The organism is Sulfurimonas hongkongensis, assembly GCF_000445475.1.
Lineage (GTDB): Bacteria > Campylobacterota > Campylobacteria > Campylobacterales > Sulfurimonadaceae > Sulfurimonas > Sulfurimonas hongkongensis.
Genome location: NZ_AUPZ01000002.1, coordinates 203,425 through 216,598 on the forward strand (window position 1 = coordinate 203,425; position 13,174 = coordinate 216,598).

The window sequence follows — 13,174 nt, forward strand, 5'->3', positions numbered from 1 at the left end:
GTTCTAAAGAATTATTGGGTTGGATCCTGAATCAAGTTCAGGATGACGTGTATCATCAAGTTCAGAATGACATGTGTTTCATCAAATTCAGGGTGATGCATGCCCGTCAGGTTAGATGACGCATGTTTCGTCAACTCAGGTGACGCATGCCTCGTCAAGTTAGGTGATGCATGTATCGTCATTCCGTGCTTGACACGGAATCTAGTTTATGGATTAATCAGAGGATTCGATTAAATAAGAAATAATAAACAAGGGAAGAGACATGAAAAAAAGAAGTTTAGTGCTAGCTACTGTTTTAGGTTTAACTACGATTGTTTCAGCAGATACCCTTAAAGATGCATTTAAAAAGGGGACTGTTCAAGGGGGACTAAAGTCTTTTTATATAAGTCGGACTTATGATTGGGAAAGTGGATTTGGCAAAAATCCATCTAAGTACACTCGTGATGGGCTCTCTTTTGGTGGATATTTAGGTTATCAAACAGCATCTTACTACGGTTTTGATGCAGGTGCTACATTTTACACTACAAACAAAGTAGACAACAAATCAGACAACACGCTTAAAAACGATAACACTCTGTTTGGTGCTGATGGTAGAAGTTATAGTGTTTTAGGAGAGGCTTATATAAGCTACACACTAGCAAATACTAACATTAGAGTTGGAAGACAAAGCATAAACACTCCTTTTGCAGCTCCAAACAACTTTAGAATGCTACCAAATACTTTTGAAGGCGTTGTTGTAAAAAACAGTGATATAGCAGACACTAAATTTGAACTAGGTCATATCACTCGTGTTCAAACAAACGGTTTTGCAAACTCAGTCCCTGTACCAAACAATGTGCTGAACCCAAATGATGCTATGACAAGGCTGAGCTTACTTTATGGTTTTGGACCAGGATACAAGGTTGGAGAGTTTGAATCCATTGCAGATGTTTACTTAGGTCAAAACAACAAAAAAAATACAGCTGGTATGACCTACTTAAGTACAACCTACACAGGCTTTGATGGCATAAAATTAGAAATATGGGATCAATATATTCATGACATTATGAACATAATAGTTGCTAAGGTTAGTTACAAAGGCAGACTAAGTGTTTTTAATACCTTTGCATCTATGTTTTACACCAAGCAAGATAATGTTGGAGATAACCTACTTGGAAAAGCATTTAATACAGCGGGCGATGACAAAGATGTAGATGCAAGCCAATGCGGAGCAATGCTTAAAGCTTCACTAAATAATGGCTTTGGAATTGATTTGCGTTATGTAAACACTCCAGCATCACAGGGAAGCGTTTTAGACGGTGGCATTATAAACGCACTAGGTGGAGCTAATCCTTTTATAATCTCTCAAGGAGCACTGCACGCTAACTTGGGAGACACCTCTTCTATTTTGCTAGGAGTTAATTACAATCTTAAACATCTGACTGGAGTAGATATCCTAGCAATGCTTAAGTATTTTGAGTATGATATTGGCAAATACAATGGCTACCAAAGTGGTTATGAATGGGAAACAAAAGAGTTTGATTTTGATCTTGTATATCAAGTGAGATCAAAATTTAAACTTCAAGCAAGAGGTAGTTTTACTAAGGATTGGCTAGATTTAGGTGGCACTAAAAAATTGAGTTTTGATGAATATCGTTTAATAGCGTATTATAAATTTTAGTATTTCTCAATAGTTGTAAAATTTAGCCTTAATTTAAGCCTTATTTATATAACTATTGTGTAAATTAACAAAAACATATCTTTAACGGATAAATAATTACAAAGAGTGAGACTTTTATGAAACAGACACTAATGGGAAATGACGCGATTGCTTGGGGACTTATCCACGCAAATGTTGATATGATTAGCGGATACCCCGGTACCCCATCTAGCGAGATACTAAGCGAAGTTCAAAAGATAAAACATAAACTAAACTTAGATATATATGCTGAATGGGGAACTAATGAAAAAGTTGGTTTTGAAGTAGCTTACGCTGGTGCGATAGCGGGCAGGAGAACCTGTGCAACAATGAAGCAAGTAGGTCTTAATGTTGCAAGTGATGCGCTTATGAGTGCGGCTTATATCGGTAATCTCGGCGGAATGTTACTTATCGCTGCTGATGATCCAGGTTTTCACTCTTCTCAAACCGAACAAGATAGCCGTGTTTTTGCAAAGTTTGCTCGCATCCCAGTACTAGATCCAGCAACTCCACAAGATGCTTATGACCTTACAAAATATGGGGTAGAACTCTCTGAGAAGTTTCAAATCCCTGTAATGCTTCGTCCTGTTATGCGTGTTTGTCACGCTAGAGAGATCATAGAGATGGATGATGAGACAAACTTTAAGCCTAACAAGGGCGAGTTTAAGAGAGATGTTCCTCGCTGGGGTGCAGTCCCCCGTGTTGGTAGATTTGCTCAAGGTGTTGAGCAACTAAATCGCATGGAGGTTATCAAAGAGTATAACTGGGACCATCTTCTAAAAAAAGAGTTTGACAAGTGTGAGGGTAAAAATAGAGTTCTAATCATCACTAGCGGAACTGGTTATGGCTTTGCTAAAGAGACTCTAAGTGACCTTAATCTCGAAGCTGATGTTGTTAAAGTTCTTATGCCCTATCCTCTTCCTGTAGAGCAGATGAGAGATAGATTTAAGTCTTACGATAAAGTTTTAGTAGTTGAAGAACCGTACCCATGTGTTGAAGAGCAAATAGCATCTCCTAATGTTTATGGAAAAAATACAAACTCTATTCATAATATAGATGAGATGAGCAAAGAAGAGATTTTAAAAGCATTTGTAAATATCGGTCTTTATGAGGGAGAAAATATCTATGCTACTCCACCATCATTAGACTTTGAAGTAGAGACTCGCCCGCCTGCACTCTGCCCTGGTTGTCCTCATCGCGATGTTTACTATGCTATTACAAAAGTCTTTAAAAAGAAAAAAGCCATCTATCCATCAGACATTGGTTGCTACACTTTAGCAATTGCACAGGGTGCTATTGACAGCATTTTATGTATGGGTGCTAGTGTTTCTATGGCTAGTGGTTTTGCTCTTAGTGACCCAGATAAAACAGTTGTTGCTACCATTGGAGATGGAACATTTTTTCACTCTGGAATCGCACCACTTATAAACGCTGTCTATCAAAATCATAAGTTTATACTTGTTATCCTAGATAACTCTACCATCGCCATGACAGGAAGACAGACTACTCCATCAAGAGAGAACAAAAACATCGACATCAAAAAGATTGTCGAAGGAATGGGGATTGAGTGTATGGAACATCACTACTCTTATGAGATGCAAGATAACGTTGACTTCTTTAGAGAGGTAAAAAAAATTCACGCAGATGCAACTGGACCAACTGTTGTAGTTGTTCGTGAGTTTTGTATCTTAGATGGAGAGAGGGCTCCTGAGTTTATCCCAAATATCTTTGCTAAGGTTGATCCTGAGCTTTGCATCGCATGTGATCAGTGTACTACCGTATATAAGTGCCCGCCAATGGCTTACAATGAGGACGGCGTTATAGAGATAGACCCTTTTCTTTGTGCTGGTTGTGGTGGATGTTTAGATGTAGTATGTCCAACTGACGCCTTTGTGCAAGATTTTGACTATCTAAAGAGAGGTAACTAAGATGAAATATCAAATAGTAATAGCTGGCTTTGGTGGTCAAGGTGTTGTTTTTTTAGTTAAGGTTTTAGCTATTTGTGCAGGAAATCGTAATATCGCATTTTTAGGGACTGAAAACCATGGAATGAGTCAAAGAGGAGGCTCTGTCTCTTGTGATATTAAAATAGGCGACTTTACAAACCCGGTGATCGACAAAAACCAAGCCGACCTTATGATAGCACTAGAGAAAAACGAAGGTCTTAGAAATCTTGCTTTTTTGAAACTTAGCGGAACATTGGTTACAAATGCTAAAGATAAGGACAAATATCCAGAGCTTCCATTTAAAGGTTTTGCTAAAATAGATGCGTTTAAAAAAGCTGAAAATGGAGAGTTTCCTATTCAAGGTTTAAATGTATATATGCTAGGATTTGCACTTGTAAATGACAAAAACTTCCCATTTAGCGTGCAAGAGGTAAAAGATGCCATCACACAGATAAATACAAAAGTAGCAGAGCAAAATATAGTTATCTTAGAGCAAGCCATGAGAGATGCTAAGGAGTCAAAATAATGTGGAATAAAATCGAGGGTGCCCCAAGAGAAACTATAGAAGAGATACAACTAAGAAGACTTAAAGAGACACTAGAGAGAGTTTATGAACTAACACCTTTTTACAAAGAAAAATTTGATGAGTTAGATATATCTCCAAAAGGGATTAAGTCTCTAAAAGATATAGAAAAATTACCCTTTACAAAAAAGCAGGATTTGCGAAACCACTACCCTTTTGGACTCTTTACAGTTCCAATGAGTGAAGTTGTTAGAGTTCACAGCTCGAGTGGAACCACAGGAAAACCTACCGTTGTTGGCTACACTCAAGGAGATATGGATGTTTGGGATGAAGTGATGGCTAGAGTCTATACAATGGCTGGAGCTACAGGAGCTGATGTTATACATAACGCTTATGGCTATGGACTATTTACTGGTGGACTTGGATTTGATGGTGGTGCTAAAAAGATAGGTGCTACAACTATTCCAGCTAGTAGCGGTTTTACAGATAGACAGATTATGCTTATGAAAGATTTCAATGCCACTATAATGGCTGCAACTCCTTCTTTTGCACTTCATATGTACGAATCTGCTAAGAAGTCTGGAAGTGGATATCTGAAAGATTTTAAATTAAAATCTGGTGTATTTGGAGCTGAACCTACAAGTGATGGACTAAAAGAGGAAGTATCTCGTGTTTGGGGGATTGACTATCACGAAGTTTATGGACTTAGTGAGATTATAGGACCAGGTGTAAGCTCAAACTGCAAACACTCTAAACTTTTACATGTAAACGAAGACCACTTCTATCCTGAAATCATAGATCATAAAACGGGCAAGGTCTTAGAAGATGGAGAGCGTGGAGAGTTAGTTATAACTTCACTGACAAAACAAGCTCTTCCTATCATTCGCTATAGAACTGGAGATATAACTTCGCTCCATCGCTCTCCTTGTTCTTGTGGAAGAACTCTTGTTCGTATGGAGAGTATCGTTGGGCGTGTTGATGATATGATAGTCGTAAATGGTGTAAATGTATATCCTTCTCAAGTTGAGCATGTCATCGCAAATACTGAGGGAGTTACACTTAACTACCAAATCATCGCAGATAAAAAAGGACATCTTGATAAGATAGATATTTTAGTAGAAGTTAGCGATGAAGTTTTAAGTGACTCAGTAGCTGAGATGGAAAAAATCAAAAAAGATATACAACGCTCACTAGCAAACAATCTTTATATAAATGCAAATGTAAAACTTGTTGAGCCTAGAACACTAGAGAGAAGCATGGGTAAAGCCATAAGAGTTGTAGATAAAAGGGTATAAAATGTCAAAAGCTATAAAACAGTTGTCTATATTTGTTGAGAACAAAAAAGGTGAACTGAGTGATATAACTACGCTTTTAGCATCAAAACATATCTCCATAGAGTCCATAAATCTCTCAGATGCAAGTGACTTTGGCATACTTAGACTCATAGTTAATGATAGCCAAAGAGCAAAAGATATTTTAGAGAAAAATGGTTTTTCTTCTAAGTTTACAGATGTTTTTGCTGTAGAGATTAGTGACCATGTTGGAAGTTTTAACTCTGTTATAAAAGCTCTTGCAAAACAAAACATAAATATAGAGTACACTTATACTCTCACAAACGCACAAATTGGCGCTTTTGTATTTAAAGTAGCGGATCCTGAGTTAGAAAGTGCTATAAAATCGCTTGAGAGAGAGGGTATCCATCTTCTTAGTGAGATTTAAAAAAGGTAAATATGAGAGTTCAAGATATAGATAAAAATGATATAGGTTTTTTAAAGTTTATAGGTGGAGAAGTTTTAGACCTAGGTGACGGCTATGCAGAACTGGGCTTTGATGTTTTGCCCCATCACAAACAACACTTTGGCGTAGTTCATGGTGGAGCTATTGCCACGCTAGCTGATCACTGTGGTTGGTACGCTGCTGTTTCTGTGCTTAAAGAAGGTCTTAGTGCTGTAACAATTGAGATAAAGATAAACTACTTAAAACCTGCTAGAGATGAAGTTTTAAAGGCGGAGGCTAGAGTTATAAACCAGTCAAAAAGAACTGTTTTTACTACTATTGAGATATTTTCAAAAGATACACTAATAGCTTATGCAACAGGAACATATCATATTTTAGATGAACAAAAGGTTCTTAATAGTGCTAAATAACAGAGAAATAAGCGATAGATTTGAAGTTCAAATCAACACACTTTACAACTGGCAAAAGAGCAAACCAAAGCTCTATGCTTATCTAAAACACGCTGATTATAACAAAGAGCGAAACAAAGAGATAAATGTACTTCTTGAGTACTATGCAAAGTCCATCAGCAAGAACTTTAGCGTTGAAGAGATTCATTATATTATCAACTCCGATATAAACCCACACACTATAGAGCAGATAGACTCGTTGCATAAGATTTTTATCACACTTGAAGCTAAAAATCTCTCCATAAAAAGTGACTTTTTACTTGGCATCTATGATAAGTTTCACACTATGAACATCATAGAAAAGTATATCTTTTACAAAAGAGTCTATCGCATAAGAGATAAAGAAAAATCCTTCTCTAAAGAGAAGATAGAGCTATACTTTAAAGAGTATCTAAGCAGACCAAAAGAGAAGTAAAGTAGCTTTTTACCTATTTTTTAGTACTTTTTTGATATAGTTTTACATTATTACATAGATAAAAAAATTTCTTGCTTGGACTAAATTTTATAGATAAAACTTAAAACATCGCAAGATTTTATACTAAAGGTCAATCAATGAATATAGTAACTGGTTCTTCAACGGCGTTAATAACTCCATTTAAAGATGGAAAACTTGATGAGCAAACATATGCGGCACTTATAAAAAGACAAATCAACAATGGGATGGATGCAGTTTGTCCTGTAGGAACTACAGGAGAGAGTGCAACTCTTACTTATGAAGAAGATATAAGATGTATGGAAATCGCAGTTGAAGTCTGTAAAGGTACTAAGACTAGAGTTCTAGCCGGTGCAGGAAGTAACTCTACTGCTGAAGCTATCAAGACTGCACAGCGAGCAAGAGACTGTGGTGTTGATGCTATCTTCTCAGTAAGCCCATACTATAACAAACCATCTCAAGAGGGACTTTTTCAGCACTACAAAGCAATAGCTGATAGTGTAAGTGATGTACCTTTTATGCTCTACAATGTACCTGGAAGAACTAGTGTTGATGTAGATGCAGACACAACTATTCGTCTTTTTAATGAGTGTAAAAATATATATGGTGTAAAAGAAGCAAGTGGAAGCCTAGAGAGAACGGTTGAACTTCTATCTCGTTGTCCTGAACTTAAAGTATTTTCTGGCGATGATGCTATAGACTATCCAATCCTCGCAAGTGGTGGAGCTGGCATAACTTCTGTTACATCAAACTTAATGCCAGACTTAAAGAGTGAGCTAGTAAGCTTAGCACTAAGTGGTGATTTTGCAGGTGCAAGGGAGATAAATGAAAAACTATATCCTCTAAACAAAGTTATGTTTTGCGAATCAAATCCAGTACCTATAAAAGCTTCAATGTATATAGCTGGACTTATAGAGACCCTAGAGTTTAGACTTCCACTAGTTCCACCTAGTTTAGAGAATATGAAAAAGATAGAAAAAGTTATGAAAAACTATGATATCAAAGGACTTTAAGATGCATAAAAATATATCTCTTGCCGACGGCAAAGCTTTAGTTAGAGGAATTTTTGCACAATTCACTTCTGCAAAAAGGAGAATGGCATAATGAAGGGGAAAACTCTTTTTATAAGTGGTGGGACTCGTGGTATAGGTAAAGCTATAGTTTATGCTTTTGCTGCAAAAGGTTGTGATGTCGCTTTTACTTACGCATCTAGCAGTGAGGTTGCAAATGAGATTGTTGCAGATCTTGAAAGTAACTATAATATAAAAGCTCGTGCTTACAAGCTAAATATCTTAGAACCTCTTACTTACAAAGATGCATATAAAGAGTTTGACGAAGACTTCGATAGGCTTGACTACTTTATCTCAAACGCCATCATCTCTGGTCGTGCTGTAGTTGGTGGTTTTGCTCCATTTATGAGACTCAAACCAAAAGGTCTTAGCAATATTTACACAGCTACTGTTGAAGCCTTTGTAGTTGGTGCACAAGAGGCAGTAAAGAGAATGGAGAAAGTTGGCGGTGGTAGCATCATAAGCATGAGCTCCACTGGTAATTTAGTCTACTCTCCAAACTACGCAGGTCATGGAACAAACAAGGCGGCAGTTGAGACTATGGTTAAGTACGCAGCAGCTGAACTTGGCGAGAAAAATATCCGTGTCAATGCAGTAAGCGGTGGTCCAATCGACACTGATGCACTAAAAGCATTTCCAAACTATGAGGAAGTAAAAGCCGAAGTAGTAAAACGCTCACCACTCAATCGCATGGGAGACGCAACCGACCTAACAGGAGCTTGTATTTTCCTATGTGAAAATAGCTCTTCATGGTTAACAGGTCAAACCATAGTCATAGATGGCGGAACTTCTTTTCAGTAAACAAGCTCTCTACATTATGTAGAGATGCTTAAGTTAAAATAATATTTTTAGATTTGTCTGTGTAATTAGATATAAAATATTTATGATAAAGAACTGATATCTCAATATAGTCATAAATCAAACCTTACTTATCACCTTTTAATCCTTATACATAAAATATAATATATATAACATGATTTTTTTGTTTCTTATGCTACAATTGTTCTAGTCTAAAACATAAGGATGTCAAATGAAAAAATTAAATCTAACAGCACTTTTACTTGGTGTGGCTCTTTTTATGGGATTTGGAGTAACATCTGCAAGTGCAGAGGGTATGAGGTGTGGTGCTGGCAAATGTGGGAGTTCTATGAAAAAGCCCGTTGAGGCTGCTGGAAAATGTGGCACTGAGAAAAAAACTACAAAAAGAGCGGGAAAATGTGGTGCCAAAAAAAGAGAGGCAAAGGAAGCAGGAAAATGCGGTGCCAAAAAAAGAGAGGCAAAAAGAAAAGGAAAATGTGGTGGAAATAACTAGCCACTAGCCGTTGTTAAAAAAGTATTTATGAAGTAAACTCATTTATTTTTGAAGACGAAAACACTCAAATTTGGTTTTAAACTGGTATAGTAAGTTGGTCTGTAACATGGATTACATACAAATATATTTATATTTGTTATAATACAAATTAACCTAAGGAGTCTGTCATGAAATTCAAACAAATGTATATGGAATTTTCTCGTTTAAGTGAGTATGGTAAACCACTCTCTTTATTATTTGCCAGATTAGCAATAGCGTACGGCTTTTATGGTCCAGCAATGAGCAAATGGAAAGATATCGGCTCTGTTTCTGAGTGGTTTGGTTCACTAGGCATCCCTTTTCCAACTCTTAACGCTTATATGGCAGCAAGTACGGAAGCGTTGGGTGTAGTTTTACTTACATTGGGACTATTTACTCGCCTTATATCTATACCTCTTATTGTTGTTATGGTTGTGGCAATTATAACTGTACATCTACCAAATGGTTTTTCAGCTGGAGATAATGGTTTTGAAATCCCTCTTTACTATATGTTATTTCTCTTTATATTTGTAACAAATGGAGCAGGAAAGTTTAGTATAGATAGATTGATTTTTGGTGAAAAAAATTAGTATAAAATTTCCATCAAATGATGTTCTGTTTATGAGAGGAGTCATTTCTTGAGTCTTTATTTAGGTAATGTATATTCATCCATATCTTTAAAAACTCGTAGATCTTTTTTAAAGAGTAGTTTTTTTACAACTGCTCTAATCATTATGCCTAAGAGTGAACTCTTTGGTGCAGTCTCCACTTTGGAGACTATCTCCTTAGTTCAAGAAGACCTCTCTCCAAGTATAAAAAAGTTGGGTATTAATGGTTCTTCTTATTTATCACTCATCTTACATCACAGCCGTGTAACAGATGATGAGAAAGAGTTCTTAAAAAATGGCGTGCAGTGGCTCAATGAAGAAGCTGTTTTTCACTACAAACATCCTTATATAAAACTCTCTCCATCTCAGCGACAAAATGTACTCCAGATTATTTCAAAACAGAGATGGGGAGATAACTGGATATATACTATGCTTAGTTATATAATGGAAGCTACCCTTAGCGATCCTATCTATGGAGCAAATAAAAATGGTGCCGGTTGGAAGTGGCTAGAACATATCCCAGGACTTCCTCAGCCAAAAGAACCATATCTATGACTTATGATGTTTGCATAATAGGAAGCGGTGCAGGAGGTGCTCCTATAGCCTATGAACTCTCAAATGCGGGTTTTAATGTTGTAGTTTTAGAAAAAGGAAAAGATTACAAAGAAGAAGATTTCAACAAAGATGAGTTAGCTGTTTGCAGAAGAGATATCTTTACTCCTTCTCTAAAAGAAGAACAACATGTCATAAATGAGAGAGATGCTGATGACTCCATAGTGCGTTACGAAGGAAGCAAGTACAATTGGAACTTCTGGAACGGCTCTATGGTTGGAGGCTCCTCTAATCTAATGAGTGGTTATTTTCATAGGATGAAGCCAAACGATTTTAAACTAAAATCTGTTTACGGAGAGATTGATGGAGCGAATGTTGTTGACTGGCCTATAAGTTATGAAGATTTGGAACCTTACTATACAAAAGTAGAAAAGATTGTTGGAGTCTCAGGCAAAATAGTAAAACATAAATTTTTAGAGCCTCGTTCTACTCCAAACTTCCCTTACCCCGCTCTAGCAGTTAATAGTGCTACACAATGGTTTGATGATGCGTGTAAGAGTTTATCTTATGAAAGTATCCCAACTCCAAGGGCAATTTTACCTTTAAATGCACAGGGTAGACAAGGCTGTTCCTACTCAAACTTTTGTGGAAGTTATGGTTGTGCAACTGGTGCAAAAGGGAGTGCAAGAGCGGCACTTTTACAAAAATGTAGTGCGACAATAATCACTGAAGCCTTTGTATACAAACTAGAGAGTGATGATAAAAAAGTGACTAAGGCTCACTATTATGACAAAAACAGAGTCTCTCATATTGTAGAGGCTAAGATTTTTGTTGTGGCTGCTCAGGCGATAGAGAGTTCTCGCCTACTACTAAATTCAAAAAACAAGTTTTTCCCAAATGGTTTAGCAAACAATAGTGGACAAGTAGGCAAAAATCTCATTTTTTCAGCGGGTGGGGTTGGCAGTGGCCGTTTTAACTTTGAAACACTTTCGCAAAAACAGCAAAAAGAGCTGATGCAAGTAGGTTTGTTTTTCAATCGCTCTTTACAAGATTGGTACGAATATGATGAAAATGGAAAAAAATATAAGGGTGGAACTATTGACTTTTTGTTTGAACACGCAAATATTATATCTCGTGCAACAAGAGAATTTTATAATGATAATGGTGAGCTTATCTGGGGAGAAAAACTAAGCGATAAAATACACAAAAGGCTCACAAATTCAAGAGTTTTAACATTTGAAGTCTTTAATGACTGGCTTCCAAGTAATTATTGCTTTGTTAGTGTGGATGATAAACTCAAAGACAAGTTTGATATGCCAGTAGGTGTGATAAACCTTTATGGACATCCGCATGATATAAAAGTGGGAACATATCTTGCAAACAAAGCTATAAAAGTTTTACAAAAGATGGGTGCGAGCGATGTATCTATGAGCATCTCCTCTTCACCACCACCAAATTTAGTAGCAGGCGGATGCCGTTTTGGAAAATATGCAAAAGCATCGGTGCTAGATGTAAACTGCAAAGCTCATGAGCTTAAAAATCTATATGTAACAGATGCAAGCTTTATGCCAACAGGAGGAAGCGTTCCATACACTTGGACGATTTATGCTAACTCTTTTAGAGTTGCCAAGCATCTAGTAAGCAGATTGGATGCTCTGAACAATTATTAAGTTAGATCCCAAATCAAAACAAGAAAATCGCTTTTTGCTATGCAAAAATGTTTCTTTAGAGTTCAGGATGACACTTGTTCCGTCATTCCGTGCTTGACACGGAATCTAGTTTATAGTTATGCAAAAAGACAGTGTAATTAAGAAGATAAAAGCAGTACTAATTTAGCATCTATATTAAAACTTGACTTTGCTATAATTACTATTAACATTTTAAAAGAGTCTAGATAGAAAAACTAACCACTAAAGGACAGCTATATGCAAGATTATATAGACTTAAAGGCACACTATAGATTTACTGAGGAAGAAGCTAATCTTTTAAAGCAATTGCAACCTAGAATGGAACTTTTAGCAGAAGAGTTTATAGATGGATTTTACGATTATATTTGGGGCTTTGGAAAGACTGCACAGTTTTTAAAAAACAAAGAGATTATCGCAAATCATCGTAAAAAAATAAAAGAGTGGTTTGTAAATCTCTTTTGTGGCAAATATGAAATGACTTACTTTATGTATATCTACAGCATCGGAGAGATTCATGTCAGAATAGGTCTTCCAACTCACTATGTAAACTCAGCTTTTACCTTTGTTAGAACTTTTATACTTCAAAATATTGAAGAGAACTTTGAGAACAAAAAGCTTCATATAAGCGAGATAAAAGCGGTTGAGAAGATTTTAGATATGAATCTTGATGTGCTTACAAGTTCTTATAGAGACGGTGAACTTAGTAAGTTTTTATCTCTCTCAAAGTTTGAAAAAACAATCCTCTCAGGACTTAAAAACTTCAACTCATATGTAAATTTTTTTTTAGCAGGGGCTTTAGCCCTAGTTGCTTTTTTTGCTATTGGACTTTTTGCTTACGATATCTATCTCCTGTTTTTCTCAGATATTGGAATAGAGAAAGGGATATTGACAATTTTGGGAAGTTTGCTTGTCCTTTGGGCAGCAATCGAGCTTATACATGAAGAGATAAATCATCTCCAAGGAAAAGGTTTTGCTATTGGAGCGTTTATTATGCTTGCTATGGCGGCACTTATTAGAAAAGTTTTAATCTACTCGCTATCATCTGAGAAATCTAATGAACTTTTGACTATAGGCGTTGTTATAGTTGGTTTAGCTATAGCATACTGGCTTGTAGGAGCTAAAAAAAGGACTACAATAATTTAAAAAATAACTTGAAAAAT

Annotated in this window: 14 protein-coding genes; all 14 read left to right on the forward strand. The window is 36.4% G+C overall.

Annotation, left to right across the window (positions count from 1 at the left end; translation table 11 throughout):
• Window positions 1-262: 262 nt before the first annotated feature.
• The 14 genes from M947_RS13495 (at window position 263) to M947_RS13560 (ending at window position 13,157) form a co-directional block, all read left to right on the forward strand.
• Window positions 263-1,660, forward strand: a complete 1,398-nt coding sequence (locus M947_RS13495) for an OprD family outer membrane porin (RefSeq protein WP_021286560.1) — start codon at window positions 263-265, stop codon at window positions 1,658-1,660.
• Between the two features lie 116 nt (window positions 1,661-1,776).
• A complete protein-coding gene (locus tag M947_RS13500; RefSeq protein ID WP_021286561.1) occupies window positions 1,777-3,606 on the forward strand; it encodes a thiamine pyrophosphate-dependent enzyme in 1,830 nt (609 codons plus the stop codon).
• A 1-nt stretch (window position 3,607) separates the two neighbouring features.
• Window positions 3,608-4,150 (forward strand): 2-oxoacid:acceptor oxidoreductase family protein, encoded by a 543-nt coding sequence (locus M947_RS13505; protein WP_021286562.1) that lies wholly within the window; start codon window positions 3,608-3,610, stop codon window positions 4,148-4,150.
• Window positions 4,150-5,442: a phenylacetate--CoA ligase family protein gene (locus M947_RS13510; protein WP_021286563.1), complete on the forward strand. Its 1,293-nt coding sequence runs from the start codon at window positions 4,150-4,152 to the stop codon at window positions 5,440-5,442. The genes M947_RS13505 and M947_RS13510 overlap by 1 nt, the downstream gene beginning before the upstream one ends.
• Window position 5,443: 1 nt before the next feature.
• Complete coding sequence (locus tag M947_RS13515) at window positions 5,444-5,866, forward strand: ACT domain-containing protein (protein WP_021286564.1); 423 nt, start codon at window positions 5,444-5,446, stop codon at window positions 5,864-5,866.
• Between the two features lie 11 nt (window positions 5,867-5,877).
• On the forward strand, window positions 5,878-6,294 hold the full coding sequence (locus M947_RS13520) for a PaaI family thioesterase (RefSeq protein ID WP_021286565.1): 417 nt from the start codon (window positions 5,878-5,880) through the stop codon (window positions 6,292-6,294).
• A complete protein-coding gene (locus M947_RS13525; protein ID WP_021286566.1) occupies window positions 6,284-6,748 on the forward strand; it encodes a hypothetical protein in 465 nt (154 codons plus the stop codon). Before M947_RS13520 ends, M947_RS13525 begins: the two co-directional genes overlap by 11 nt.
• Window positions 6,749-6,885: 137 nt before the next feature.
• Window positions 6,886-7,779: a 4-hydroxy-tetrahydrodipicolinate synthase gene (gene dapA / locus M947_RS13530; protein ID WP_021286567.1), complete on the forward strand. Its 894-nt coding sequence runs from the start codon at window positions 6,886-6,888 to the stop codon at window positions 7,777-7,779.
• 90 nt (window positions 7,780-7,869) lie between these two features.
• Window positions 7,870-8,637: an enoyl-ACP reductase gene (locus M947_RS13535; protein WP_021286569.1), complete on the forward strand. Its 768-nt coding sequence runs from the start codon at window positions 7,870-7,872 to the stop codon at window positions 8,635-8,637.
• Window positions 8,638-8,866: 229 nt separating this feature from the next.
• Window positions 8,867-9,148 carry a hypothetical protein gene (locus tag M947_RS13540; protein WP_021286570.1) on the forward strand — a complete coding sequence of 94 codons (282 nt, stop codon included), beginning with the start codon at window positions 8,867-8,869 and terminating at the stop codon, window positions 9,146-9,148.
• Between the two features lie 167 nt (window positions 9,149-9,315).
• The gene (locus tag M947_RS13545) at window positions 9,316-9,756 is read left to right on the forward strand and encodes an HvfX family Cu-binding RiPP maturation protein (RefSeq protein WP_021286571.1); all 441 of its coding nucleotides are present in this window, start codon (window positions 9,316-9,318) and stop codon (window positions 9,754-9,756) included.
• A 48-nt stretch (window positions 9,757-9,804) separates the two neighbouring features.
• Complete coding sequence (locus M947_RS13550) at window positions 9,805-10,329, forward strand: gluconate 2-dehydrogenase subunit 3 family protein (protein WP_021286572.1); 525 nt, start codon at window positions 9,805-9,807, stop codon at window positions 10,327-10,329.
• Window positions 10,326-11,996, forward strand: a complete 1,671-nt coding sequence (locus M947_RS13555) for a GMC family oxidoreductase (protein WP_021286573.1) — start codon at window positions 10,326-10,328, stop codon at window positions 11,994-11,996. Before M947_RS13550 ends, M947_RS13555 begins: the two co-directional genes overlap by 4 nt.
• A 255-nt stretch (window positions 11,997-12,251) precedes the next feature.
• On the forward strand, window positions 12,252-13,157 hold the full coding sequence (locus tag M947_RS13560) for a protoglobin domain-containing protein (RefSeq protein ID WP_021286574.1): 906 nt from the start codon (window positions 12,252-12,254) through the stop codon (window positions 13,155-13,157).
• Window positions 13,158-13,174: the final 17 nt, after the last annotated feature.

Coding starts and splice junctions, on each gene's coding strand:
- M947_RS13540 (WP_021286570.1), top strand. CDS start 8,867: ATGAAAAAATTAAATCTAACAGCACTTTTACTTGGTGTGGCTCTTTTT.
- M947_RS13560 (WP_021286574.1), top strand. CDS start 12,252: ATGCAAGATTATATAGACTTAAAGGCACACTATAGATTTACTGAGGAA.
- M947_RS13555 (WP_021286573.1), top strand. CDS start 10,326: ATGACTTATGATGTTTGCATAATAGGAAGCGGTGCAGGAGGTGCTCCT.
- M947_RS13505 (WP_021286562.1), top strand. CDS start 3,608: ATGAAATATCAAATAGTAATAGCTGGCTTTGGTGGTCAAGGTGTTGTT.
- M947_RS13535 (WP_021286569.1), top strand. CDS start 7,870: ATGAAGGGGAAAACTCTTTTTATAAGTGGTGGGACTCGTGGTATAGGT.
- M947_RS13500 (WP_021286561.1), top strand. CDS start 1,777: ATGAAACAGACACTAATGGGAAATGACGCGATTGCTTGGGGACTTATC.
- M947_RS13545 (WP_021286571.1), top strand. CDS start 9,316: ATGAAATTCAAACAAATGTATATGGAATTTTCTCGTTTAAGTGAGTAT.
- M947_RS13495 (WP_021286560.1), top strand. CDS start 263: ATGAAAAAAAGAAGTTTAGTGCTAGCTACTGTTTTAGGTTTAACTACG.
- M947_RS13515 (WP_021286564.1), top strand. CDS start 5,444: ATGTCAAAAGCTATAAAACAGTTGTCTATATTTGTTGAGAACAAAAAA.
- M947_RS13510 (WP_021286563.1), top strand. CDS start 4,150: ATGTGGAATAAAATCGAGGGTGCCCCAAGAGAAACTATAGAAGAGATA.
- M947_RS13520 (WP_021286565.1), top strand. CDS start 5,878: ATGAGAGTTCAAGATATAGATAAAAATGATATAGGTTTTTTAAAGTTT.
- dapA (WP_021286567.1), top strand. CDS start 6,886: ATGAATATAGTAACTGGTTCTTCAACGGCGTTAATAACTCCATTTAAA.